Annotated in this window: 30 protein-coding genes and 1 pseudogene; 12 read left to right on the top strand and 19 right to left on the bottom strand. The window is 34.2% G+C overall.

The window, feature by feature from the left end; all coding sequences use genetic code 11:
- Positions 1-9 precede the first annotated feature (9 nt).
- Positions 10-192 (top strand): hypothetical protein, encoded by a 183-nt coding sequence (locus tag RTP99_RS02290; RefSeq protein ID WP_001022869.1) that lies wholly within the window; start codon positions 10-12, stop codon positions 190-192.
- A 34-nt stretch (positions 193-226) separates the two neighbouring features.
- Here the strand turns inward: RTP99_RS02290 and RTP99_RS02285 are convergent, their stop codons facing one another.
- Positions 227-388 (bottom strand): hypothetical protein, encoded by a 162-nt coding sequence (locus RTP99_RS02285; RefSeq protein ID WP_033678361.1) that lies wholly within the window; start codon positions 386-388, stop codon positions 227-229.
- Between the two features lie 163 nt (positions 389-551).
- On the opposite strand from RTP99_RS02285, the gene RTP99_RS02280 reads away from it, so the two are divergent.
- Complete coding sequence (locus RTP99_RS02280; RefSeq protein WP_000669081.1) at positions 552-974, top strand: PH domain-containing protein; 423 nt, start codon at positions 552-554, stop codon at positions 972-974.
- Positions 975-1039: 65 nt separating this feature from the next.
- Here the strand turns inward: RTP99_RS02280 and fumC are convergent, their stop codons facing one another.
- Positions 1040-2428, bottom strand: a complete 1389-nt coding sequence (gene fumC, locus RTP99_RS02275; protein ID WP_000456629.1) for a class II fumarate hydratase — start codon at positions 2426-2428, stop codon at positions 1040-1042.
- A 191-nt stretch (positions 2429-2619) separates the two neighbouring features.
- On the opposite strand from fumC, the pseudogene RTP99_RS02270 reads away from it, so the two are divergent.
- A pseudogene (locus tag RTP99_RS02270) lies at positions 2620-2697 on the top strand (SDR family NAD(P)-dependent oxidoreductase); the annotation flags it as partial.
- 100 nt (positions 2698-2797) lie between these two features.
- Here RTP99_RS02270 and nhaC read toward each other — a convergent pair.
- The 4 genes from nhaC to RTP99_RS02250 all read right to left on the bottom strand — a co-directional run bounded on the left by nhaC (position 2798) and on the right by RTP99_RS02250 (position 7168).
- Positions 2798-4201, bottom strand: a complete 1404-nt coding sequence (gene nhaC / locus RTP99_RS02265; RefSeq protein ID WP_000843989.1) for a Na+/H+ antiporter NhaC — start codon at positions 4199-4201, stop codon at positions 2798-2800.
- Between the two features lie 332 nt (positions 4202-4533).
- Positions 4534-5193 (bottom strand): class I SAM-dependent methyltransferase, encoded by a 660-nt coding sequence (locus tag RTP99_RS02260; protein WP_001104677.1) that lies wholly within the window; start codon positions 5191-5193, stop codon positions 4534-4536.
- A gap of 112 nt (positions 5194-5305) precedes the next feature.
- Positions 5306-6178 (bottom strand): TIGR03943 family putative permease subunit, encoded by an 873-nt coding sequence (locus RTP99_RS02255; RefSeq protein ID WP_000343563.1) that lies wholly within the window; start codon positions 6176-6178, stop codon positions 5306-5308.
- A gap of 12 nt (positions 6179-6190) precedes the next feature.
- Positions 6191-7168 (bottom strand): permease, encoded by a 978-nt coding sequence (locus tag RTP99_RS02250; protein ID WP_000231711.1) that lies wholly within the window; start codon positions 7166-7168, stop codon positions 6191-6193.
- Positions 7169-7351: 183 nt separating this feature from the next.
- Between RTP99_RS02250 and RTP99_RS02245 the strand changes: the two genes are divergently transcribed.
- The 3 genes from RTP99_RS02245 to RTP99_RS02235 all read left to right on the top strand — a co-directional run bounded on the left by RTP99_RS02245 (position 7352) and on the right by RTP99_RS02235 (position 10378).
- Positions 7352-8539 (top strand): GTP-binding protein, encoded by a 1188-nt coding sequence (locus RTP99_RS02245; protein ID WP_000757655.1) that lies wholly within the window; start codon positions 7352-7354, stop codon positions 8537-8539.
- Between the two features lie 182 nt (positions 8540-8721).
- The gene (locus RTP99_RS02240; protein WP_000981813.1) at positions 8722-9690 is read left to right on the top strand and encodes a DMT family transporter; all 969 of its coding nucleotides are present in this window, start codon (positions 8722-8724) and stop codon (positions 9688-9690) included.
- A 16-nt stretch (positions 9691-9706) separates the two neighbouring features.
- A complete protein-coding gene (locus RTP99_RS02235; protein WP_011040197.1) occupies positions 9707-10378 on the top strand; it encodes a GntR family transcriptional regulator in 672 nt (223 codons plus the stop codon).
- Between the two features lie 56 nt (positions 10379-10434).
- Here the strand turns inward: RTP99_RS02235 and fbpA are convergent, their stop codons facing one another.
- Together fbpA and RTP99_RS02225 are read right to left on the bottom strand one after the other, a co-directional pair.
- Positions 10435-10605, bottom strand: a complete 171-nt coding sequence (gene fbpA / locus RTP99_RS02230; protein WP_000098301.1) for a Fur-regulated basic protein FbpA — start codon at positions 10603-10605, stop codon at positions 10435-10437.
- Between the two features lie 193 nt (positions 10606-10798).
- Positions 10799-11698 (bottom strand): cation diffusion facilitator family transporter, encoded by a 900-nt coding sequence (locus RTP99_RS02225; RefSeq protein ID WP_000510019.1) that lies wholly within the window; start codon positions 11696-11698, stop codon positions 10799-10801.
- Positions 11699-11887: 189 nt separating this feature from the next.
- Between RTP99_RS02225 and RTP99_RS02220 the strand changes: the two genes are divergently transcribed.
- Positions 11888-12961, top strand: coding sequence for a WD40/YVTN/BNR-like repeat-containing protein (locus RTP99_RS02220; protein WP_041184658.1), 1074 nt, complete (start codon positions 11888-11890; stop codon positions 12959-12961).
- A 40-nt stretch (positions 12962-13001) separates the two neighbouring features.
- Here the strand turns inward: RTP99_RS02220 and RTP99_RS02215 are convergent, their stop codons facing one another.
- Both RTP99_RS02215 and RTP99_RS02210 read right to left on the bottom strand, forming a co-directional pair.
- Positions 13002-14102, bottom strand: coding sequence for a DUF4179 domain-containing protein (locus RTP99_RS02215; protein WP_000653131.1), 1101 nt, complete (start codon positions 14100-14102; stop codon positions 13002-13004).
- Positions 14099-14665 carry a sigma-70 family RNA polymerase sigma factor gene (locus tag RTP99_RS02210; RefSeq protein WP_046646889.1) on the bottom strand — a complete coding sequence of 189 codons (567 nt, stop codon included), beginning with the start codon at positions 14663-14665 and terminating at the stop codon, positions 14099-14101. Before RTP99_RS02210 ends, RTP99_RS02215 begins: the two co-directional genes overlap by 4 nt.
- 264 nt (positions 14666-14929) lie before the next feature.
- Here RTP99_RS02210 and asnB point away from each other — a divergent pair, with 264 nt between their 5' ends.
- Complete coding sequence (gene asnB, locus RTP99_RS02205; RefSeq protein WP_000334017.1) at positions 14930-16753, top strand: asparagine synthase (glutamine-hydrolyzing); 1824 nt, start codon at positions 14930-14932, stop codon at positions 16751-16753.
- Between the two features lie 42 nt (positions 16754-16795).
- On the opposite strand, the gene RTP99_RS02200 is transcribed toward asnB, so the two are convergent.
- The gene (locus tag RTP99_RS02200) at positions 16796-17623 is read right to left on the bottom strand and encodes a PP2C family serine/threonine-protein phosphatase (protein ID WP_016717104.1); all 828 of its coding nucleotides are present in this window, start codon (positions 17621-17623) and stop codon (positions 16796-16798) included.
- A gap of 121 nt (positions 17624-17744) precedes the next feature.
- Here RTP99_RS02200 and RTP99_RS02195 point away from each other — a divergent pair, with 121 nt between their 5' ends.
- The 3 genes from RTP99_RS02195 to RTP99_RS02185 are packed head-to-tail and all read left to right on the top strand — an operon-like array spanning position 17745 to position 19365.
- Entirely contained in the window at positions 17745-18155 is a 411-nt protein-coding gene (locus RTP99_RS02195) for a MarR family winged helix-turn-helix transcriptional regulator (RefSeq protein WP_046646888.1), read from the top strand.
- A complete protein-coding gene (locus RTP99_RS02190; RefSeq protein WP_000545632.1) occupies positions 18139-18468 on the top strand; it encodes a DUF3147 family protein in 330 nt (109 codons plus the stop codon). The genes RTP99_RS02195 and RTP99_RS02190 overlap by 17 nt, the downstream gene beginning before the upstream one ends.
- Before the next feature lie 60 nt (positions 18469-18528).
- Positions 18529-19365, top strand: coding sequence for an alpha/beta hydrolase (locus RTP99_RS02185; RefSeq protein WP_011040195.1), 837 nt, complete (start codon positions 18529-18531; stop codon positions 19363-19365).
- 18 nt (positions 19366-19383) lie between these two features.
- On the opposite strand, the gene RTP99_RS02180 is transcribed toward RTP99_RS02185, so the two are convergent.
- The 7 genes from RTP99_RS02180 to ucpA all read right to left on the bottom strand — a co-directional run bounded on the left by RTP99_RS02180 (position 19384) and on the right by ucpA (position 24436).
- Positions 19384-19755, bottom strand: coding sequence for a hypothetical protein (locus RTP99_RS02180; RefSeq protein WP_000461775.1), 372 nt, complete (start codon positions 19753-19755; stop codon positions 19384-19386).
- A gap of 87 nt (positions 19756-19842) precedes the next feature.
- Positions 19843-20418 (bottom strand): histidine phosphatase family protein, encoded by a 576-nt coding sequence (locus RTP99_RS02175; RefSeq protein ID WP_000152730.1) that lies wholly within the window; start codon positions 20416-20418, stop codon positions 19843-19845.
- Between the two features lie 156 nt (positions 20419-20574).
- The gene (locus RTP99_RS02170) at positions 20575-21216 is read right to left on the bottom strand and encodes a DUF3885 domain-containing protein (RefSeq protein WP_000523913.1); all 642 of its coding nucleotides are present in this window, start codon (positions 21214-21216) and stop codon (positions 20575-20577) included.
- Between the two features lie 61 nt (positions 21217-21277).
- Positions 21278-22369, bottom strand: coding sequence for a serine hydrolase (locus RTP99_RS02165; RefSeq protein WP_001023332.1), 1092 nt, complete (start codon positions 22367-22369; stop codon positions 21278-21280).
- A 99-nt stretch (positions 22370-22468) separates the two neighbouring features.
- The gene (locus tag RTP99_RS02160) at positions 22469-23104 is read right to left on the bottom strand and encodes a cupin domain-containing protein (protein ID WP_000098965.1); all 636 of its coding nucleotides are present in this window, start codon (positions 23102-23104) and stop codon (positions 22469-22471) included.
- Between the two features lie 161 nt (positions 23105-23265).
- Entirely contained in the window at positions 23266-23427 is a 162-nt protein-coding gene (locus RTP99_RS02155; protein WP_000109006.1) for a hypothetical protein, read from the bottom strand.
- 214 nt (positions 23428-23641) lie between these two features.
- Complete coding sequence (gene ucpA, locus RTP99_RS02150; RefSeq protein WP_000517016.1) at positions 23642-24436, bottom strand: SDR family oxidoreductase UcpA; 795 nt, start codon at positions 24434-24436, stop codon at positions 23642-23644.
- A gap of 199 nt (positions 24437-24635) precedes the next feature.
- Here ucpA and RTP99_RS02145 point away from each other — a divergent pair, with 199 nt between their 5' ends.
- Positions 24636-25058, top strand: coding sequence for a YfmQ family protein (locus RTP99_RS02145; protein WP_000214595.1), 423 nt, complete (start codon positions 24636-24638; stop codon positions 25056-25058).
- Positions 25059-25107: 49 nt separating this feature from the next.
- Here the strand turns inward: RTP99_RS02145 and RTP99_RS02140 are convergent, their stop codons facing one another.
- The gene (locus RTP99_RS02140) at positions 25108-25941 is read right to left on the bottom strand and encodes a hypothetical protein (protein ID WP_000755320.1); all 834 of its coding nucleotides are present in this window, start codon (positions 25939-25941) and stop codon (positions 25108-25110) included.
- Positions 25942-25956: the final 15 nt, after the last annotated feature.

Genomic DNA, 25956 nt, shown 5'->3' with positions numbered 1-25956 from the left:
AAACAAAACATGAATATTCTGGACGACCCTTGGTTTACTGTTAAACAAATTTTTGGTTCACATCATACCCTCGGCCTTTCACCTGTTATATTGAAAGAGGTAAAATATGCTATTCAATATTTAAATGATAAAGAGCTGATCAAACACGGGACTGGTATTCATACATTCCAAAACTTCAGCACTCAATTTTAACTAAAAAAGGTGTTTCCGTATAAGAAAACACCTTTTACTTTTTATATATTCTATTTACAGTCTCTACTAAAACCTTACTTACCTCTACAAATATATGTTTTCGATTTCCATCCTCAACAAATTTCTTTGCACAACTACCCATAACCGTCATACAACTAATTATGACTAACGCTATCTTTCTATTCTTGTAAGTCACTTCATGCCACTCCACTATTACAAAACTTCTTTTGAATTTATCCCATCAAGAAATTTTACATAAATAATAAAACGTGCGAATATGCAATTATGCATATTCGCACGTTTTATTACGATGTTATGATTTAATTTAGTTAAAGTACACGTATATCGAGGTGACTAACTTGAAATTTAAAGCGAAAAAAAATCCATTTCACGTCATTTTTATTACATTATTTATCATGATTTTTTTCATTTCGCTATTCTTCCAAAATGAAAATTCTATTTTTTTCACCCTCATGATGCTGCTAAATATCGTGAATCTTTCTTCATTCTATTTCTCTCACTACAACGTAACGGAATCATCTCTTTTCGTAAAACATGGTTTCATACTACGTACTGAAATTCCCTTTGAAGATATTCGCCACATTAAATACTCTGGTAAAAAACTTCATTCAAAGAAATGGACTAGACAGCAATTAGAAATCCATTATAATTTATTCGACTCTGTGACAACTTTCGTACCACAAGAAGAAGAAAAATTCATTGCACTTTTAAAAGAAAACTGCCCACATATGAAAATATTGAATACGTGTGCTAACAAATAATATATTTTGGCACTTACAGTAATAAAAAACACCAAGATCCTAAACGAAGAATCTTGGTGTTTTTATTACTCTTTCGGAGCAATCATTTTTTTCGGATCGACAATTTCATCAAATTGTACTTCTGTTAGTAGTCCAGATTGCAACGCTGCTTCTTTTAAAGTTAGCCCTTCTTTATGAGCATGCTTCGCAATTTTCGCTGCATTTTCATATCCGATATGCGGGTTTAATGCTGTAACAAGCATTAATGAACGATTCACATTCTCTTTAATGACTTCTTCATCTGCTTCAATACCAACTGCACAATTATCATTAAATGAAACAATTGCATCTGCTAATAAGTGAGCAGATTGTAAGAAGTTATATGCAATAACAGGTTTAAATACATTTAACTCAAAATTGCCTTGGCTCGCTGCAAATCCAATTGTTGCGTCATTTCCCATCACTTGTGCTACAACCATCGTTAACGCTTCACTTTGCGTTGGATTTACTTTTCCTGGCATAATAGAGCTTCCTGGCTCATTTGCTGGAATAATAATTTCTCCTAGCCCACTACGTGGACCACTTGCCAGCCAGCGCACATCGTTAGCGATCTTCATTAAATCCGCTGCTAATGCTTTTAATGCCCCATGTGTATATACAACTTCATCATGACTCGTTAATGCATGGAATTTATTTGGTGCAGAAATAAATTGCTTACCTGTAAATTGGCTAATTTCCTCAGATACCATCTCACCAAATTTAGGATGGGCGTTTATACCTGTTCCAACTGCAGTACCACCAATCGCAAGCTCTTTCATATATGTATTGCTCTCTGCAATCATACGCTCTGTTTTTTCAAGCATACGGTGCCATCCACTAATTTCTTGTCCTAATGTTAACGGTGTCGCATCTTGTAAATGTGTACGACCAATTTTTATAATATTTTCAAATGCTTTTACTTTTTCTGCTAACGTTTCTTTTAATTTCGTAATTGCTGGTAACACGTGATTTTCTACTGCGAGTACACATGCTACATGAAGCGCAGTTGGGAAAGTATCATTTGAACTTTGAGACATGTTCACATCATCATTCGGATGAATATGTACGTCAAATCCCTTCTCTTTCAAAATTTGATTCCCTCGGTTTGCAATTACTTCATTCACATTCATATTTGACTGAGTACCACTACCTGTTTGCCATACGACAAGTGGAAAATGTTCATTCCATTTCCCTGCAATCACTTCGTCAGCTGCTGTCACAATTGCTTCTGCTTTTTCTTCTGATAACTTTCCTAATTTTTTATTAGTAAGTGCTGCACTCTTCTTTAAAATGGCAAATGCTTTTACAATTTCAAGCGGCATTTGCTCTGTGCCAATCGGAAAGTTTTCTTTACTACGTTGTGTTTGTGCTGCCCATAATTTATCAGCTGGAACTTTAATTTCTCCTAATGTGTCTCTTTCAATTCTGTACTCCATTTTTTCATCCCCTTGAAAATAAAATACCTACATCTCTTATAATAACAGACTTTCTTTTAAATGATAAGAATTCTCACTCATATATGTAGATATTCTATACTTATTTTTAAAAATTCCTCTTGGCCTAAACTTAAGTTTAGGCTGTATCCTCTCCTTTGTAACCTACTATAACACTACTGGAGGAATTCAATATGAAAAAATATGCTTTCATAACAGGTGCAAATAAAGGAATTGGATATGAACTTGTTCGTCAATTAGCAGAAAAAGATACAACAAAAAATTGCTAAATATGAGGTTGAGATAACTTCTTCAACTCCTATTACAAAATAAAAAATCACCTTCTACAACACGTAGAAGGTGATTTTTTATTTATGATGCTTCTTTTCCTTTTTCAGCATCATCAACATACCAAATAAATTTGCCTGTATATCCGTAAATAACCGCTAAAATTAACGATACGAAGCTTAACCACATAAATGGAACGTATGAGAACGTTGCTACACCTAAAATACCAGCCATAAAAATACCATTATCAGACCATGGAACCATACCTGAAGTTAACGTTCCACCTACTTCTGAGTTACGTGCTAATACACGTCGGTCTATTTTTAATTTATCATAGCTTTCTTCCATAATTTTCGGTGTTAAAATTAATGATACGTACATTGCACAACCAAATATATTCGCTAAGAATGCCACGATTAATGTAGACAATGTTACATTACCTGCAGAATTTAATTTCTTCTCAAATTTTGATACGATTACTTTTAAAACACCTAGTTTTTCAAGTAATCCACCAAATCCTAAACCGAAAATAATAACGGCTACTGATCCAAGCATACCGTTAATTCCACCACGGTTTAATAACTTGTCCACAAATTCAACACCAGATTGAATTGAGAATCCATTATACGCTGTTCCAATGGCATCTCCAAAGTTCATTCCTTGGAAAAGAGTTGCCCAAATCGCACCAATTAAAGCTCCCATTGCAATTGTTGGCATAGACGGTCTCTTTAGTGCTAATAGAACAATAACAATGACCGCTGGAACAAGCATCCATATTTTAATATCAAATTGCTTTAATAAAGCTTCTTTTAAAAACTCTACTCGATTTAAATCTACGTTATCTCCGCCATACATCCAACCAGCTACAGTAAACATAATACTAGTAATAATATAAGCCGGAACATCTAATACGAGCATAGCTCGAACGTGAGCAATAACATCTACTTTCGCCATAGAAGCTGCCAGAACTGTACTATCAGAAAGTGGTGATAATTTGTCGCCGAAATAAGCTCCTGAAAGAACTGCACCAGCAACAAGTGGAAGTGGTAATCCAAGCCCTTCACCAATCGCCATCATAGCAATACCTGCTGTTCCAACTGTTCCCCATGATGTTCCTGTTGCGATAGAAGTGATCGAACAAATAATTAATGTTGCTAATAGGAATATGCTAGGGTGAATAAATTCTAACCCATAATAGATTAATGTTGGTACAACGCCACCAGCAATCCATGTTCCAATTAAAGCACCTACTGCAACTAAAATCAGTATTGCTTCTAATCCGTTAGAAATCCCTTTCGTAATTGCATCTTGCAATTCTTGATAACGAAATCCTAATCTTAATCCAAGCGCAATTACTAAAAACCATGAAATAAATAGCGCTAATTGAATTGGGAGATCAAAAATCGTTTGGAAGGAAAAGACAACAGCAAGAAATAGTAATAAAAGAACTATGATTTCTAGCATCGATGGTAATCTTACACTTTTCATTTTTTTCTCTCCTTACAAGTCGATAACATGACGTGTGTCGTCTTACATGTATGTAATATACAATTAGCGAAGACAAAACAAAATTTTCATATTATTTCGATTTATTTTTCCAGTATAATATATTGGACACCTTTTCTATTGTAAAAGTAGATGCTACTTTTCGCAATGGAAAATATAAAAAATGTTACATTTTTTATATTTAACAATCAAAGAGTAACTTTTTTAATATTTGCCACCATCAAACTTTTTACTATTATCCTCACCGTTTAAAGGAATATCATTATTCCCCACACAAAAAAGCATGCATCATTCAAATGATGCATGCTCCACTTTTATTTATACATATTTTGTATTTCTTCTTTATTTTTAAGTATTTCCACAAACTTATCGCTACAACCTTTCGGAAATAATACGCCGAGTCCATATGAATGCTGGAACTGAAAATGAGGGTGCTTTGCTGTGACTTCATCCCAAAACTTATACACGCCGAAGTTTCGATCTTTCACCTCAATATCATGAAATAACACAATACCGTTATTCGCAAGTTTCGGTAACCATGTTTTATAATCATGAGAAACTGCTTCATACGTATGATAGCCATCAATATGCAACAAGTTTATCGTTCCATCTTGAAATTGATCAACGGCCTCATCGAAAGTAGAACGAATTAAATTACCTATATTGGGATAACTCGTATTTACGACTTTCTCTACGATTTGATAAACGCCTTCTCCATATGGACCTGTATGCTCATCTCCCGTCCAAGTATCTACAGCAAAACATTTTGTAGCTAATCCCCCATCCTTTACCCCTTGACAAAAACTGAAAAAAGAAGCTCCTAGATGTGTCCCTAGCTCAACTAATATTTCTGGTTTTTCAAATCTTACTAAATCGTATGCGAACTCCAAATGTCCAAGCCACGCAGTATTCGCACGAATAAATGGACTAAAATTATCAAATTCAAATGTTGGTTTATGAGTAACCCAGTTCATCGCGTATCTCCTTCTACACATATTTTTAACAAACCAAATTACTCTTATCTTTATTTTTTTATCGTCATGATTATGATTCTATTTCATGAAAATATGAAGAATTCATTCTTTTTTATTGTGGTAAAGCATCATATACATATGGATCTATTGGCTTATTGATTTTCTCCACTTTGTTTACTTTTACGAGTGGAAATAGCATTCCTTTATATGTCGTTTCGTCCAACAAACCTGTTATTTTCACCCATGTTTCCTGTGGGAGCTTTTTTACGTTTTCCCCTGCAACAATCATCCCCCAGACAGATGCATCCGCAATACAACAAGTTATGCCGTATCGCGCCACTACCGCTTTATCACCCGTCACATCCTTATCGTTATATATAAACCCTGAGAATGTAATTTCCTTCCCTTTAAATCCTTTTACATCTTGACCAATTATACTCATTGTTTGAACATAATCCTTATCCTCTACTTGTATCTTTCGTTGTCCCAACATACTTTTTGCTAATTGTTCTTCCGCTTGATCAGTCACTTTTAAATTCGAACTTTCATCTTGTTCTTTCCCATTAGAATTTGCCTGTATTCCCTCTTTTTCGTTCTTTTCCATACTTATCGCCTGTACACTTTGATTCATACCCCTTTTTCCTGCTAAACTTCCGTCAATTGTTACACTTCCAAATAGAAAAGCACTAATAATTAGAACAACAAATAAAACATATACAAAATATCTTTTTAACCCTAACTTCAATTCCCTATGATGCACACAACAATTACAATCATCTTGTTCCTCTCTCTCATCTCCCCAAACTTGTAATGAACCAAGAAGTAAAATTACTACAAAAGCTATATACGTAAATTTAATCATTTTTGGAGCGATAAAATTATAAATATTCCCGGTTACAAATAGTTTAAATAAGAGCATTGCTAAACCAATTAAAATAATGCCACGAATATAGCGATGATAGGCCTTCTGTTCCTTTTCATCCACGTTTCTCATCTCCTATAACGTTGTAATTTGCACGATTGTGTACACCGATAAAATAATAATTCCAATCAAAAAGAATACAAATCTCTTTTGAAAATATGCAAACAACATGAACGTATTTTTCATATCGAGCATAGGCCCAAACACAAGAAATGCGAGAAGTGCTTTTACAGAGAAAACATGTCCAAAAGATGCCGCTATAAACGAATCGGCCGCAGAGCAAATGGATAAAACATAACCAAATCCCATCATAATAATTGGGGCAATTACTTCGTTATGTGCTACTGCATCCAGTACATTCCGATCAAAAAATGTTTGAAATACACTTGCTAAAAAAGCACCAATCAGTAAATACTTACCAGTATCAAAAAACTCATCTACAGTGTGATTCATAACATCTTTCCAACTCTTTTTTTTGTTTTTTTGAACTGACACCTCTACGTCTTTTAAAACATTTCTTTCGCGATAGCGATAATACACAATTAAACCTATGAATAGAGCAACAAGAATTGTTACCCCAAAGCGTGCATATACAATGTAATCATTTTTTTGAAACGCATATACAGTAGATAAAAGAACAACTGGATTCATAATAGGTGCACTTAGTAAAATAACAATGCCCACATGAAGTGGTAACCCCTTTTGAATGAGCCTTCTTACAATTGGTATAATGACACATTCACACATTGGAAAAAGAATTCCAACAAATACTGCTGGAACCATTGCAACAATTGGAGATTTCGGCATTACTTTTTGAATCATATCTTCTGTCACAAACACTTGAATGAGAGAAGAAACAATTACCCCTAATAAAATAAATGGTATTGCTTCAAATATAATACTTAAAAACACCGTATTCACATTCAACCATTCTTTTGGCATACTTTTATGCAAATTTGCTAAACTTGTAAAATCTACAAAAAATAATAAAAAGAGAAACATAGCAATAAGAGCTATTCCTATTAATTCTTTTGAAACCCTATTAAAGACCATCCTTCTCGCCTCCATTTTACTTATATGTAAACAAGTGCTTGTCCAAAAGCTTCCTGCTACAGCACAAATTTTATAGTCTATTCCTATTCTTAAATCGTAACCATTATGATTTATTATTGATTTTTTCTTTTCCATCATTTAATATAAAACGTAATCATTACGATTTAAAGGAGAGAGTATTTCATGAAAAAAGTACCTATCACTGTATTGAGTGGTTTTTTAGGAGCTGGAAAAACCACCTTACTACATCATATTTTGACTAATAAGAACAACTTAAAAGTAGCTGTTATCGTTAATGATATGAGCGAAGTAAACATTGATGCATCCCTTATCAAAAAAGGTGGTTTTTCACGTACGGAGGAAAAACTAGTAGAAATTCAAAATGGCTGTATTTGTTGCACACTACGAGAGGATTTAATGATAGAAGTGAATCGGCTTGTAGAAAACGGTGATATTGACTATATAGTTATTGAATCTTCCGGTATAAGTGAGCCGATTCCAGTTGCCCAAACGTTTACGTATACAGACGATGTTCTGAACATTGACTTAACAAAAAATTGTCGCCTCGATACGATGGTTACTGTTGTAGATGCAAATAGATTTTGGGATGATTTTGCAGATGGTGAAAGTTTATTAGACCGTAAGCAGGCAATTGATGAAAACGATACTCGGGAAGTTATTGATTTATTAATAGATCAAATTGAGTTTGCAAATGTAATTCTCCTTAATAAAATAGACCTACTAGAAAAAGAAGATGTGAGAGAGCTCCATCATTTACTTAAGAAATTAAATCCTAGTGCAAAAATTATTGAAACTTCATTTAGCAACGTACCACTGCAAGAAATTTTGAATACAAACTTATTCAATTATGAGGAAGCGAGTCAATCGGCGGGTTGGATACAAGAATTAAATAGTGAACATCATACACCTGAAACTGAAGAATATGGCATCAATTCCTTTGTGTATCGCCGTAAATATCCTTTCCATCCTGAACGCCTTATGAATTGGCTAGAAAAATGGCCTGTGGATGTCGTAAGAGCAAAAGGCTTTTTCTGGCTCGCATCACGTAATAATATGATAGGGCTTCTATCTCAAGCGGGTTCCTCTATTACAATTCAAGGAGCCGGTGAATGGATAGCAGCATTACCTGAAACTGAAAGAAATCAAATTATTACAGAAGAACCCGAGGTATTGAAAAGCTGGAACGAGCGATATGGAGATCGAATAACCGAACTCGTATTTATCGGAATTGATATGAACCGTTCTTTAATTGAACAATCATTAGATGATTGTCTATTAACAGAAAAAGAAATGGCACAAAACTGGGATACATTCATTGATCCTATTCCAGCTTTTACTTACACTTCATAATTTAAAATAGAAAGGCTTCCGTAAACGAAAGCCTTTTTATTTTATCGTTCTCTTATTTAACAAACTTCTTTAATCTGAATAACAGCTTTACATCAAGTGAGAATTTTCAGTTTATTTTTTATTCATTTCGTGATATATTGCATATTGTATACGATATATTTTTTGAAAGGAGGAATCAATACATGATGAATCCAAATCGTTTAAAAGGAATCATTATGGTTGTAATTGGTGCTTGTTTATGGGGATTATCTGGAACAGCTGCACAACAACTTTTTCAATATGAACATGTTTCTACTGAATGGTTAGTTACAATTCGATTGCTTATATCGGGCGTTATCTTGCTCATTATTTCATCATTCGGAACGAGAAAAAAAGAAATATTCAGCATATGGAAACAAAGATCTGATGCTACTAAAATGATATTGTTTGGCCTATTCGGTATGCTTGCTGTACAATACACGTACTTCGCTTCTATTAAAGAAGGAAATGCTGCCGTTGCAACATTATTGCAATATTTAGCTCCTATATTTATTACTGTATACTTACTTTTCAAATGGAACGTTCGTCCATCAAAAATTGATTTTATTTCAATTGTCCTTTCATTAGTAGGCACTTTCCTCTTACTAACAAACGGGTCTGTTCATAACTTAGCTGTTTCTACACCAGCTATCGTTTGGGGTATTTTATCTGGATTATCTCTTGCTTTTTATAGTTTATATTCAAAAGAATTACTAGATAGATGGTCTTCCTCAGTTATCGTTGGATGGGGCATGATTATTGGGGGTATTGGTGTAACGATTGTACACTTTATTACTACGAAAGAATTCATTTTATTGTCAACGATGAAATATGTAAAACTAAATACCTTACCGCTCATCACATTTGTCATCATTTTCGGGACACTCATCGCATTTTATTTATACTTAGACAGCATACGATACTTAACCCCGAAAGAAACGACATTATTCGGTTGTACAGAACCACTCGCAGCTATTATTTCTTCTGTACTTATATTACATGTACCATTTCAATCTTTTCAGTTATTAGGGGCCCTTTGTGTCATTGTAATGGTGCTTATCTTAAGCCAAAAACCGGATGAAGGGAAACCCGAATTAAAGCTTGTTCATGAGAAAAAGAAAAATATACAATGAAAGGATTAAATTCACTATGCCTATCCCTCAAAATAATAAAAAACTAGGAAGAGTTTCAGCAAAATCACTCGTTTTAAATCAACTACAAGATTGGATTATTGAAGGTGTACTGAAGCCCAATGAAAAAATTAATGATGGGGAACTAGCTGAAGCACTAGGAGTAAGCAGAACACCTGTAAGAGAAGCGCTTCAAATATTAGAGCTTTCTGGATTAGTGGAAATGGTACCTGGACAAAAAACAAAAATTGCTCCTATTCAGTTAGACGACATTCCGATCATTTATGAGACGATGGCTGGTCTTCACTCTATTATAGGAAAACAAGCACTTCAAAATATTACAGACGCTGATTTGAAACTACTTTCTGAAATAAATGATGATTTTCAGTGCTCTATAGAGAAACAAAACACAAAACAAGCTTTACAACTAGATATACAATTTCACAATACCATTTCTTCTATTGCTAAAAATCAATATATTGAACCCTTTCTAGAAAATATGCAACTTCACGTTTTACGTCTTGAATACTTGTTTTTCCAAAACTTCGTTCCAGCAAGTCAATCTATTGAAGAACATCACTCCATCATTCAAGCACTGCAAAAGCAGGACGAAAAACAAATAGAACGAATGATGACTCAAAACTGGCTTCGTCCAATGAAAGAAATACAAAAAATAATTTCTACGAAATAAAAAGAGAGCTGGCTACACAAAATCGTAACCAGCTCTCTTTTTACTAATATATATAGCTATGCCTGAATATCTGCATAATCTTCCATATCTTCGTACTCTTTTTCCAATTCCTCTAAAGACAGCTCGTATAATTGTCGGTCACGAATTTTAAACACACCCGCTCCAATTAACTCATCAATTAAATGCCTCTTACGATTTTCAACAGCAAAACGGAGTTGACTACTCATCTTTTAAAAAACTCCTTTCTACGATCATTGAAAATGATAATCTTTATCAATTACCACTTTTGATTATAAAAGATGACTCTTTATAAGTAAAGTAATTTCATGAAATATTTACCTTACAAAGTATTTGTGGCCACATTATATATATGTATGCCGTGCGAAAAATGTTATGACACTTTTTCTTATCCTTTTTCTTTCATACTTTGCAAGTTGTCTCACTATGATTAAATTCACCATCTATTTCTACTTGAATGGTGACATGTTCTACATGAAATTTCTCTTTTAATACATCAGTAGCCTCTTTTAATACACTTTGTGTTTCATTTCCTTTAATAATCAAGTGGCAAGTTAATACTTGAAAATCCGATGTGACAGACCATATGTGCAAATCATGAACTTCTTTTACAACCGGAATATTTAATAATGTACTTTTTACCTCTTCCACATTTATGTGTTGTGGTGCACCCTCCATTAATATATGGACCGTATCACGTGTTACACGCCATCCACTAATAATGACTAAAATAGACACAAGAATACTAGCAATCGCATCTGCAGCAGTCCATCCAAAAAACTTAATAAGTAACGCAGCAATTATCGCTCCGACTGACCCTAATAGATCTCCTAATACGTGTAAGAAAGCACTTCTTAAATTTAAATTGCCCTTCACATCTCCGCCTCTCATTAATATCCAAGCTGATAAAATATTAATAAGCAGACCAAGTACAGCAATAATGAGCATCCCATTACTAGCAATCTCAACTGGCTCTTTAAAACGGCGAATTGCTTCAATAAAAATGTATATTGAAATGACAATAAGAACGACACCGTTACATAATGCCGCTAACATTTCGACTCGCTTATATCCATATGTTTTCGCAGCTGTTGCTGTTTTTTCTCCAAGCTTAAACGCAAGTAAACTTAAAGCTAACGATACCGCATCACTTAGCATATGCCCCGCGTCAGATAGTAGTGCTAAACTATTTGTTACAAATCCCCCAATAACTTCAGCAATCATAAAACTTGTTGTTAGTAAGAATGCGAATAGTAACGCCTTTTTATTTTTTGAATGACCATGATCATGTGAATGTCCCATACTAAGGCTCCTTTAAGGATAATATCTGTACATTAGTATGGAACAAACTCCCTATCTTTATCCCATTTCCTCTGTATACACACTTCGCTATTTTTCAAACAAGTCCTTTTTCTCAAATAAAAACAAGACTACTTCTTTTTTATTTTCATATTGTTTACTAAGGAAAGAATTTTTAAGGAGGGGACGAAATTGAAAAGATTATTTCTCTGTATGGAACGTGAACTTGTTGTAGTGAAAGAACGATATGGTAACTATGAAGCAGCGTATCACTTACAAAATATGCAACCTACCTGTATCGCTGTTGATCCATTTCAAAAGAATCGTATATATTGCGGCACTTTTGGACGAGGTCTCTGGTTAAGTGACGATAGCGGAGATTCATGGAGACCAATTGGAGATTCTTATCGTTACTTTGATTTTCCAAAAGAAGATGGTATTTTACATTCTTCGATCACTTCCATTACGATAAGCTCTAATGAACAAGTTAACGGATATGGCGTCGTTTATGTAGGAACAGAACCTAGTGCTTTATTCCGTTCGGAAAATGGTGGGGAAACGTGGACTGAACTTAAAAATATGAAATCATTATTATCTTCTTATACGTGGGCTTTCCCACCTAGACCGTTTACCCATCACGTACGCTGGATTACAGTTGATCCAAATAATCCAAATACAATCCATGTTTCAATTGAAGCTGGTGCTGTTATTCAAAGTAATGATAGAGGGCATACATGGATGGATAAAAAATTCGGTGCTCCTATCGATGCTCATCAATTGCTTATGCACCCTGAAGCTCCAAATCGCCTTTATGCATCATGTGGTGACGGATTTATGGGCGGACCTGATCGCGCATACCTCGAAAGTTATAACAGTGGAAACAGCTGGATTTCATGCAGCGAAGGACTTGAACATCATTATTTATACAGCATGGCTATCGATCCAGCTGATTGTGATACAATTCTCGTTTCTGCCGCACCGAGTGCAGATCTCGCTCATCATCGTATTCCTTATGAATCTTATATATATCGTAAAACGAAAGATACTCCGTTCCAGCAAGTACAGCAAGGTCTACCATCAGCAATCGGTACAGTCATTTCAATGTTTGCGACAAATCCAGCAGAACCACATACGTTTTACACTTTAAATAACAATGGCGTATTTCAATCCACTGATAGCGGCGAATCGTGGGAACAACTAAACATTCTGTGGAAAGATGAGTATAAAGCGCAGCATCCGCATGCATTACTTGTAGCTAGTTCTTAACGAAAAAAAGACTGCCTAACGGTTTTAGGCAGTCTCTCTTCTATTTCTTTAAATCAATTACAATATCATCTAAAACAATATCTTTACTCTTCGCTTCTTTTTTCGGTACTTCTATTTTCTTCTCTTTCCCATTCACATACTCCACTCCACCATGATTTTCAGGTGTATGCACTCGTAAGTGTACGCGAGGTGTAACGATAAGCTTTGTTGCATTTTCGTTTAACTTTTGGAATGTAGAACTCCATCGAATATTGTAAGGATCGTCGCCACTTCCCCCATTTCCTTCACCCGAATAATCATTCCCTAAATCATCCTTAACCGTCAATTCAACATCTACACTATCCCATTCTTTCCTCGCGTCCTTAGAAACTTCTTGATTGTAATAAAGAATAAATGAAACCGGAGACATTGCGACCTTTTCCATATTTGCTTTTATACCTTCTTTTTCCGAACTCCCACCAATTGTTCTCTCCTTACTATCTACTGATTTTATAGTTAATGCGAAACTCCAATTACCTTGTATTGATTTTTTCCTATCTGACATCTCTATTCTCTCTATATTCCATCTAAAGTTTACTTTGTCCTTTTTATTGCTATCATGATGCGTCGTTGTTACCATACCTACATACTTTTTTTCAGTAACTTTAGTCATCTTACCACTCCCTGAACTACCATGAGCGTCCATTATATCCAACCCACCTAATATTATAGGATCATTCCCTAAGTCTTGCTCACTTTCCAGTGAATACGTTATAGATACTGTTCTGCCATCAGAAATTACATCATTAATGGTAACCTTAACCCCATTACTCTCCCTCGTCATATTCAATTCAGTCGAAAACTCTTTATAATTTTCATATAACCCTGTTCTACCATTATCTAAAAATCGGAATATATCACCTACAATTGGCAATCCCCCTGCATATGTAGGAAACCCAATACCAAGCGTTGCAACTGATAATCCTACTAAAATAGATGCAGCAGCAACGCCTTTTTTCCAACTTTTCATCTTTTTCTTCGTACGTATCGATTGTTTTACATTACGCTTCACTTTTTCTTTTTCAATTTCAGAAGCCTCAATTTCCTCAAGTTCTTTCTCATCTATATCAATATCATTTAATAGTTCATAAATGTCTTTCATATGGCACTACCTCCAAAACTAATATTCGTAGCATTTTGTTGTAGTTTCTTTTTCCCACGGTACACTCGATTATCGATCGCTGCCCGGGTTAATCCTAACTTGTCACCTATTTCCTCTGCCTTCATACCGAGTAAATATTTCATAATGAATACTTTTTGATCTAGCGGTTCTAATTGATTAATAAGCTTCAATAATTCTTCTCTATCTTCCATAACGATTAATTCGTCTTCCGCTGACTTTTCCGTACTAATATGAAACTCATCCGAGATAATTTCTACTTTTTTAGTCGCTTTCCGGTAATAATCAATTGCTTTAAACTTCGCAATCGCTGCAATCCATTTTTTAAAATCACTCGGCTCTCCATGAAACTTATTTGCATTATTCCAAATGGAAAGAAATATATCGTTTATACATTCCTCTATGAGTCCATCATTTTGAACTGGAAAAAGAACTTTATGCGTGATTCCCTTGATGAGTGGTAAATATGTATCGACAACAAATTCTAGCGCATCTTCTTTTTGCCGCTGTAATCTTTTTATAAAATTTTTCTCATTTGATTTCATGTAGCGATTCCCCTTATTTTTTTGTAAAAGCTTTTACACCCTATATAACGTCTAGAAAAAATTTTTCTCTCATCTTTTTATTATTTTTTGTATGTAATGGAATACTTTCCCTTAGCCATTGTCTCACATAACTATGCATTCAAAGAAAATTTTCTCAAGTCTGCAATTTGATTCATGTAGTACACTATTTATATAGTCATTCTTTAACTTAGTGTACATTTTATTTCGTTAATCTACTTTTAAAAATTAGGAGATGAGATGTGTATGTGTGGAATTACAGGTTGGGTAAATTGGAATAAGGACCTTTCCAATGAACATGTTATTTTAGAAAAGATGGCACATAGTATTCAGCATCGTGGTCCTGATGCTGAAGGATTTTGGTTTTCGCCTCGTGCGGCCTTTGCACACCGGCGTTTAATTGTAATTGATCCAGAAGGCGGAGCACAGCCGAAGACATTTCGCGCTGGTGATTATACGTATGCTCTTACTTATAATGGAGAAATTTATAATTTCCGTGAGCTTAGAGAACAACTTAGGAAATGTGGTCATACATTTGAAACGCATTCAGATACAGAAGTGTTACTACATGCTTATTTAGAATGGAAAGAAGATTGCGTACAACATTTAAACGGAATTTTCGCTTTCGCCTTATGGGATGATCAGAAGCAACAATTATTTTTAGCACGTGATCATTTAGGCGTAAAGCCACTCTTTTACACAGAAAGAAATGACAGCATTATTTTCGGATCTGAAATAAAAGCATTATTAGCGCATCCATCTGTTCCTACTGAAATTGATGCGGATGGCATAAATGAAATATTTGGATTAGGCTTATTTCGAACTCCAGGATGTGGCGTCTTTAAACATATTGAAGAAGTGCGTGCTGGACATTCTATAACATTTACACGTGATAAAAAAGTAGTTACGAAGTATTGGAATTTAGAAAGTAAAGCTCATACAGACTCTACTGAAGATACAGCATCACATATTTTATCTATTTTACAAGATACAGTAAAAAGACAATTAATTGCCGATGTTCCTCTCGTCTGTATGTTATCAGGAGGATTAGATTCTAGCGGGATTACTGCACTAGCGGGGAAAGAATTTGCTGCTGAAAATAAAACACTTCATACGTATTCCATTGACTTTGTAAATAGCGCAAAAGATTTCGAACTGACATTTGCTCGCACTGGTTTAGACGCTCCTTGGGTAAAACGCGTTTCTGAACATGTAGGAACATCTCATCATGATATTATTGTGAATGCTGAAGAATTAGCAAATCACTTATTCGTTCCCCTCCGTGCAAAAGATTTACCGAGTGCTGGTGAAATGGAAACTTCACTATATTTACTATTTTGCGAAATGAAAAAAGATGCGACCGTAGCTTTATCTGGTGAATCTGCTGATGAAGTATTCGGTGGATACCCTTGGTTTCATCAAGAAGAATTACTATATGTAGATAAATTTCCTTGGCTAACAAATTGGAAAAATACATCTCCTCTTCTACTACATGAAGTAAGTAACCAATGTAATCTAGAAGAATATATTGATACACGATTCCAAGAAGCGATACTTGAAGTACCTACTCTTAAAGGCGAAAGTAAAAAATCCGCGAAACAACGTCAAATGTTTTATTTATTTTTAACGAGATTTCTTCCGTTCTTACTTGACCGTAAAGACCGTATGAGTATGGCCGTAGGATTTGAAGTTCGTGTACCGCTTTGCGATTATAGATTAGTTGAATATTTATGGAACGTTCCTTTCAACATAAAAAGCATTGATAATATTGAAAAAGGCATTTTACGTAGAGCATTAAAGCCTGCTTTACCTGACGATGTACGGAATAGAAGAAAAAGTGCGTATCCAACTTCACAAGACCCACATTATTTACAAACAATCCGTCATTTATCACTCGACATGTGTAGTAATAAAAACAATCCTATTTTCTCACTTATTAATCATTCCACATTACTTGCTATTGCCGATCAAAGTAATAAAGACATTAACAATTTCGAAGCAAGAAGTGCTATGGAATACATGCTACAAGTTAACGAATGGTTAAAAACGTATCACATCCATATTGCTTAACAAAAAGGAGCTCAAGGATAAAAACCTTGAACTCCTTTTATATTAATTAGCACATCGTTTATTTTCAGTGTCAATGGACCATCCAATAATTGTGGCACAATCTCTACCTTTCCACTGCAATACATTTGTTAATACTGGCTCAATCTGTAAGCAACTTCCGTCGTGTAATATTTCTATTAAAGATTGGTCATCATCAAATCTTCGTTTATCACACTCTAAAATACCGTCCGTTGCCATTACGATGTGATTCATTCCTTTTTCTAATCCTCTTACACCTGACGTAAAACAAGGTGTATTTGCTGCAAAAATATTTTTCCTACCAATATATTCGTAATTCTTCCGTTTATTTAATCGCCCTTTACCATTTTTCGTTTTCTCAGAATGGAATAAATATGCGAAACAATCACCGACTGATAGCCAATATAAAAATTCACCTTTTCGCAAACAAATTAAGCATGCAAGTTCCTCATCATCTTGATCACATTTTTCAATAAACAACTCATCTGTAAATAATGCTAATAAGTACATATGTGTATGATGAAAAGCTAAATGTATCGGGTAGGAAAATAACTCCTTTAGTTTCTCTTTTCTTTCTGAAATGGCTTCTATTATATAATCAATATTTTTTGTTTTGTGGTGTGTATCAAAAATCATAACAAATTCAAATTGTAATTCCGGATCCCACCAAGCAAGCACCGCATCTCCTCGTTCATATGCATCACTCTCTTGATTTCCCCCATATACGCCGACTGAAAGAGGACCACATTTTTCAACATGTATTTCATCTACATACATCTGTTCATGACTCATCCATTTGAATGTATTCACAGCTATCATCCTCTCTCTTGCTGAATGTATACCTTTACAAATAGATTACCTTATATTTCAATAAAAATAAACTTTTTCAACATTTTTTATCCAAATAAAAGGATTTTACTTCTATACTAACGAATATATCTTATTATACGATATAAAAACAGGAGGATTTATTATGAAAGACATCAATCAGCATTGGGAGAGTATTTATTATCACTTACGATATGAATATGAAGACAACCTTTCTCACCAAGCCATTCGTATTTTACAAATCATTTCTCGTGAGAAAGATATAACAATTGGAAAAGTCGCTACTGAGCTTACTCTCTCTCATAACACAGCATCTGAACACGTAAAGCGCCTTATTCAAAAAGGGTTTATCATGAAAGAAAGAAACAAACAAGATGAAAGAGTTGTGAACCTTACTTTAACGAAAGAAGGCATTGAAGTATTAGAAAAGCATACTTTACTAGATAAAGAAAAGATAAAAATATTAGAATCGCAGTTATCGAAAGAAGAACAACAAGTAATCGAAAGAGCTTTTTCGTTATTAGCGAAGGAGGCAAAGTATGCATTTCCTCGTTAAAGTAATCGTTTCGGCACTTATTATCGGTGTTATTACTGAAGTCGCTAAACATTATAGTACGATTGGCGGGTTTATTGCTGCCCTTCCTCTCGTAAGTTTACTGAGCCTATTTTGGATTTCTTTCGAAGGCGGGAACAAACAAGAATTAAGTCAATTTGCTATAGGTGTATTATATGGATTTCCTGCATCCGCACTACTATTATTTATCGTCTATATTGGCCTAAAAAACTCATTTTCACTTAGCACATCTGTCCTGTTCGGTATAGGTGTCTGGTGCATCGTTTTCGCTTGTCAAAAATTATTTCAAGCTTAGTTAGGAGGGGTTACTATTTATAAACTTGTAGAGGTATTGGGGCAAACTATAGAAGTATATATGAAAGGAAGTAGTGAACAAACTGTAGTCATTCAAACCGGAATGACTTGCTCATTTTATGATTGGTTTCCTATTATAGAAAAGCTTTCACAGCACTTTACAGTCGTTTCCTACCATCGCCCAGGTTACGGAAAAAGTGAACTAAGGAATCATTCACGTACTACATTACAAGCGACAAAAGAACTTCATATGTTACTACAAAAACTAGATATTCACGAACCAATCATTCTAATCGGTCATTCCTATGGAGGTTTATGTGCACAACATTTTGCGATGTTACATGAAGATAAGTTGCAAGCACTTATTTTAGTTGATTCTACATCCATGAACTTACACCGATTAGATGAACTTCATTTACCAATTTCTGATCAGACTGATTCGGATGATATGTGGCTTCAAAAATATCATACATACTCCAAAATGGATGTAGACATGCTTTCTAATGAACTAAAGCCAATACTCGCTAACCAATCAAGACAGTACATTGAATTTTCTACCTCTCCTACATTATATAAAGCGACAGCTTCTGAACTATCTACGTGGAAAAATTGTGCTCGCTCAATAAAAGAACTCTATAAAACATTAGAAATACCTTTAATCGTTATCGGTAGAGACCCTCAATATTCTATTACTCAGTTGACTGAGGGCGGCATGCAAAAAGAGGAAGCGACACAACTTGAAGCAATGTGGCAAGAACTGATTCATGAACAATTACAACTCTCAATAAACAGCCAATATATACTTGCCGAACATGCTGGCCACGGAATTGAAAATGATCGACCAGATATTATCATTGAAGCGGTTCACTCCCTAAAAATAAAAAAAGGAAGCAACTAAAGCTGCTTCCTTACTTATCTATTCATAATCTTCTTCATCATCGATTTCTTCGTAATACGCATTCCCATTACTTACATAAATAGGGCCATTCGCAACGTCAATACGTAATACCCATGCCCATGGCACAGCTAAACGCTTATGTATTGCTCGCCAAAAGCTCATTGATTTTCTTTCGTACTCCTGGAACTCCTGAAGTAACTCTTTGTAGGAGGAACCGTCTAACTGAATATTTGCTTCTAACAAACGAGAATGGGCATAGTACTGCAGCTCTAGTTCAGCAGCAATTTCCATTTCTTCTTCCGTTGCCATACCAATAATTGTTCCATCTGGTGGTACAATTTCATATACGTTGTGAACTTCAATAAGCCCTTCTTTCTCTTTCTCAAACATGTAAACAGCCTCCTTTAACATATTTTTTATGTTACAAAGTCATACTTCTACAATAATATCTCTCTTTCCTCTTTTTTTGATAAACTTTTACAAATTATTTATCTGATGACCCGTATTCTCTATCCTTTCGGCAGAAACTAAATCCTCATTATGAAAATTCAACTTAAATATATCGGGCATACGAATTGTTTTCCAAAATCGAAAATCATATTTTGAATCAAAATAATTCATGAGTAATACCATAATATTCCCATGAGTTCCTATTACAATATTCTTACCTTCATATTTTTTTAATATATTTTGCATACATATTACAGCACGCCTTTGCGCTACATCATTCGATTCTCCGCCTTCGTATGCAAAATCCCAATCTTCCCACACCTTTTGGACCGCATCATTAAAATCTGCTACTGGCTCTGAACTTAATAACCTTTCTCGTAAATCTTCTTCTATTTGTATCGATACATCATATGTATTAGCAATTCCTTGTACAGTTTGAACTGCTCTTTTGTACGGGCTAGAAATCACTACATCAATATGTTTATCTTTTAATAAGCTTGTTACATTCTCTGCATCCAAGTGTCCTTTTTCAGATAAAGGACGCTCCCGTTCTTCTTTTGTATAGGTAGAATGGGCATGGCGAACGAAATATATTATTGTCATTTATTCATCTCCTTTTTCCGTTTCTACCCAAATTCAATACATTACCATCAAATCCCTTTACCGTTATAATAAGTGCTTTCAAATTTAAATGTTGATTTTCATATTAATAAAAGGAAACACCTCTATGGTATTTCCCTCATTTAAAATAGACTACATTCAATTAAATACTTTATCAATTTTATTTCTGTCGTATTCTAATATCCAATCATTATATGTATGATACATATCCCTAATTGTATTAGGAGAGGTAGCTAATACATCACAACCTCTATCATCATAAATGTGAAATATAGTATTCTTGTTAATATTTATGAAATACACCCTATGAAAAATACGCGGTTTTATCCCCATATCTTGATTACAAATTGCTTTTATCATAGGAATGTATTTCAAGTCTGAAACTTTACATTTCAAAGTATATCTATGTGTTTTATATCCCCCGTCTTCATCGTCTTCTGGAAAAACATAAGGGATTGTATTTTTCTGTAACTTAAACAAATCAGACTTCTCTTTTACATACTTAGAAAAGATATTCAATTTGTGTTTGAAAGTTTCACCGTCTGCATAGTCATCTACATCCACTACAATGTAAATATCATCTTCTGTTGCATGTAAAAACTGAAATAAAGTAATCGCTCTGTTATAAACGCCCTCTAAATATGGGCAGTTTTCATAAATGTTATTGCAATCATAGTTCACACCTAATCTAAAGCGAATACCAATATCCCCATTATAAAATAAAGGTGGTCTAAGTTCTAAATTTGGAAACGTTTCAAGCATATACTCATTCAACCCCATCTCAACCCCATCTCAACACCTACCTGTAACAGTATCTTGTTTACATAATAAAATTATTCTATTATAACTTCTTTCTAAACTCTTCATCCACTATAGCATCTTGAATAAAATAATCTATATTATTTCTCAGTTTTTGATATGCAACTTGATCTTCTATATCGTTAAACATAATGACAGCTTCTACTTTATTCCCTTTCTTATCTGTAGTATACAAACTTTTTGTCAATACGAATGCGGTAGAGCCACCTTTTTGACCAGCATATTCGAACTTACTATTTTTAACTGTTCCTTGGAAAATGTTCTCGATTTCTTCTTGCATTGATTTTGGAAAATACTTTCTAGTATTTATCTTTTCCATTATACTCATATAATCTTTAGCGTTTGCACCCACTAATCGATCTGACCAAATTCGCTGAAATTCCATATCTACCTTTAATGGAATATCCCGTTTTTTCCATTCTTCTTCATCTTTCATCCATTCCTGTATTTGTAACACATGTTTATTATATTCATCTTTTGACATGTTACGTAACGTTTTTAATGACTGATTTTCTGGCACATGAAGTTCTTTTTCTACGTATCCTCTCATATATAGTGCAGCCGTATAAGAAGTGAACTTATCATGACTAGTAAGCTCTAACTCTTTTATACTTTCATTTACTCTTTCTATTCCAAGCTTTTCTAACAAATATGTCGTATTTGCATTAGAACTATAATGAATCATACCTTTAGCGACTTCTTCTAAAGCGATTTGTCCATTTTTCACTAACTTTCTAGCTTCAGCGTCTTCTAACCAGTCAGGATGCGCTCCACCATCAGTGTTTTTAACGTAATATTTTTCTAGCTCCTGTAATGAAATTTGTTCATCTCGGCTTATCTTTCCTTCTGACACTTGCTTAGCAAATTCAACTGCTATTACGATTTTTGCCATACTCGCTAATGGTAATTTTACATTTTCATTTATAGATGTTACTACTTCCCCATTTTTCCTAATTAATAATGAACATGTTCTATCACCTTTATGTTCTTTTATGTACTGTAATACGTAATTAGGATCTTCTTTTGACAAATAGTACCTCGTAATGACAAAGAAAGCTATAACGGCTACTATAATGACTCCTGCAACAATTCCTATAATTTTTAATATGTTCACAATATACCCCCTCTCATATATTCCCTTCTATATTATAATTATAACGAATCTAATTACAAAATTATACAAAATAGAATAACTCTTCCTAAAAAGAAAGAGTTATTCTATTTCACATGAAGTTATTTGCCCATTTAACGTAACGACTATATTTGAGTCGTCACTTTCTTTAACACCTTTTATTCGATTTAAGTTAGGGGGACCAATTACAACTGACTCCTTAATTGGCGAAAGGTCTTTCCCCAATTTTTCCGCACTTACACCGTATGCAGCTTGAAATACTTCTGGCGGTGTTAATCTAAGTATGTCTGATCCTTCTGCTGTTTCAAACTGATCGTTATTGAAGAACAAATGTAATTGTACTTCTTCTGTTACCGCTGTGATCCAATGCCACCATCCCATTGGAATAAAGACAGTTTGCCCCGCTTTCATATGATAATTTTGCAATTGATTCGTTTCCGGATTTAAAATGGATGTAACTGCTTCTCCTGATACTACAACATCTAACTCCCACGCATTCGGATGCCAATGTGGTTCCCGCATATGCCCTTTCGTCATAAATAAATCAACAAACGCTCCTCCTATCATGGCTGGTAACTGTGTTGACGTAACTTCATATGCAACGTTTTTCTCATCCCTTTTAAAAAAGATATTTTTTCTCGAATCAAAGAAAAGGTTTGGAGTTCCTGAGCTCTTCTTTAAATTTTTATTATCTGGAACATAACCTGAACTACTCATTTTATCCCTCTTTTCCACTCCGAACATTTCCATCTTCACACTGTATCGTATGGAAAAAATGTATGAATGTGCCTAATCATTCACATAACAAAAAAACATGCCTTCATAAGGAGAGCATGTTTTGTGATATTTTTCACATTATTTAGCTAAAAATAAACTTTTTACTTACCATGATGTAACATTAAATCACTAAGTTCTTCTTCAATGTGATTTAATTTCGCAACGCCTTCTTTCCATTTGTGAATGTAACGTGAAACCCCAACGAAAAATAAAACGATAATTGTGGAAAGAATAATACCATACACGATTGTTACAGTACTCATAGTTACACTTCCTTATAATTAGTAATGTGGTTATTAGTTATATTTTTATTATAAACCTTTTTCTTTTAAAATACTTCAATTTCAACTTTTTGTAACAAAATTGATTTTTCTAATAATAATAATAGTACATAACATGATAACGCTAGAAGAAATCTCTTTCAGATTTCTTCTAGCGTTATCATTCAAAGAACTAAAACTCTCATTCATAATCCTTTTACTTTACACCCACTGAAACCGTTTCTGGCAATGTACTACCACCATCAATGACAATGTGTGTACCTGTTATGTAGCTTGATTCATCGGATGCTAAAAAACCTGCTAACTGACCTACTTCTTCAATTTTCCCTAAACGTCCTAAAGGAACACCTGAAGCAATTCCATCGATTACATTACTCGGCTCATTTGGATCAGATTCATTTGCTATTTGCTCTGCCATTGGTGTCATAATGTAACCTGGACAAATTGCATTTACGGTAATATGATGTTTTGCAACTTCTCGTGCTAACGCTTTTGTAAATCCCCAAATTGCTGCTTTCGTCGTTGCATATGCAGTTTCACCTTCATCAGCAACCAATGTTCCTGTTACAGAAGACATATTCACAATCTTTCCGTAATTTTTCTCAACCATATATGGCAATACCGCTTTAGAAAAATTCCATACCCCATTAATATTTACTTGAAATTGAAAATCACGCATTTCATCTGACATATCTAAAAAATTTGCAAGTCGAATAACACCGGCGTTATTTACTAACACATCAATCTTTCCGTACTTCTCATATGCATCTTTCGCTACTTCTTTAACAGCATCCATATCAGCTACATCGACTACATAACTTGCAGCATCTAACCCTTTACTTACAATATTTTTGGCTGTCTCATGAACTGTCTCTGAAATATCAACAAGTAATACTTTCGCCCCTAGCTCTGCAAATACATGAGCAATTCCAGCTCCGTTCCCCATCGCAGCTCCTGTAACAAAAGCAACCTTACCATCTAATTTCCCCATTTCATAACCCCCTTATAATATATAGAAAGCTTCTACACTTTTTATCATACCAAATATTCCCTCTCATTCTTTACAAAGCTCCATTTGTTAAAAAACGTTCAAAAACAGGAAAATTTTTCACAAATTATACAAAAGTTCACCATATGTACTATTACCATATGAGTTATATTATTTAATAGGAAAAAGGGGATGATATACTATGACGACTTGGTTTATTGTTATGTTAGTTGTATTTGGGGCATTTAAAATTATCGTTTCGAGCCTTCCTAACACTGTTATTGAATCCATTATTAGCAAGTACGAAACACATCCGCAACTGGAAGAAGAGAATGCGACTGTTACAATCAATGGAAATAACTTAGAAGGCGAACAAAAATCCAAAATTATTCATGATTTTAACGAAGGTTTATTTTTAGATCGCTATTATGCACCGCCACATAATGAGGGTACGCCTTTAATTATTCATGCAAAGCGCGGCAAAAAAGATTTTACATTTTATATTTATAGTCATGAAGAGCATGTTGATGTTGTCAAGCAACATAAAAAGAAAGTAGTTGCTTATAGTTTACGCTCTAAAAATCTTCAAAATAGTGATATGTTCGTATCAGCTGATTTAGCTTAATACTCAAATATAAAAAGGAATTCATGGCATATGAATTCCTTTTTACTATTTACTGAAAAATAAGCTCTGTCTTCAAACTATCTTTCGGTAACAGCCATCCTTTTTGATCTAAACTCTGCATTAATAATTCTCTTTGTTCTTTTGCAATACTTTCCTCTTTTGTTTTAAACGACACTTCTATTACGAAATCATCTTCTATTTTCCCTGTATTACTTAATTGCCAAACTTCAATATTCGTTTTTATATTTTCAAACTCCCCTGTATACCGTTTCATTAATACAGGACCGTAAATACGGGAATCCCTTAACATTTCTTCTCCCCAATTCGTATACAACCATTTGTTCATTTTCCCTGGTAACTTTTCTATTAACATGTTTTGAGCAGCTCGTTCGTTTGGTAAATCAAGTACTCCATATCCTTTCGCGCTGTAGCTTTTCTTATTTGAAATACTTAACGTTTTCTTCTCAAATCCCCAATCTATTTCCGCCTCATAACTATCCGTATTACTATCGAATCCTTCTTTTTTAGCTACTTCTAGTGCATCTTGAATTACACCATTTGGAATAGGGTATCTTTTTTTATATGTTAGTTCAAAATCTTTACTAAATTCTTTCTTTCGAATTCTCGCAAACCAACCTTCACTACTTAAATTTTTATTCGCTGTATCTAAAAATTGCACTTGTATTCTTTCATAATTTGTACCAGCCTGGAAATATTCTAGTATCTCTTGATTTATCTCTTTGCTATAACCTAATACTTGTTCTGGCTTTAATAATAATTTCACTTCAAAACTAGGTTTCATCGGACTGGCGGCAAACCCTTCTTTAACGTTATAAAGGAAACAACAAAAGAAAATACTTACGAATACAAATACTTTTTTCATATACCTATCCCCTTT

This window comes from Bacillus sp. (in: firmicutes) (assembly GCF_031983925.1).
Taxonomy (GTDB): Bacteria; Bacillota; Bacilli; order Bacillales; family Bacillaceae_G; genus Bacillus_A; species Bacillus_A pacificus.
Note: the sequence above shows the minus strand (reverse complement) of the source record. Positions and strands in the feature narration are given on the sequence as shown.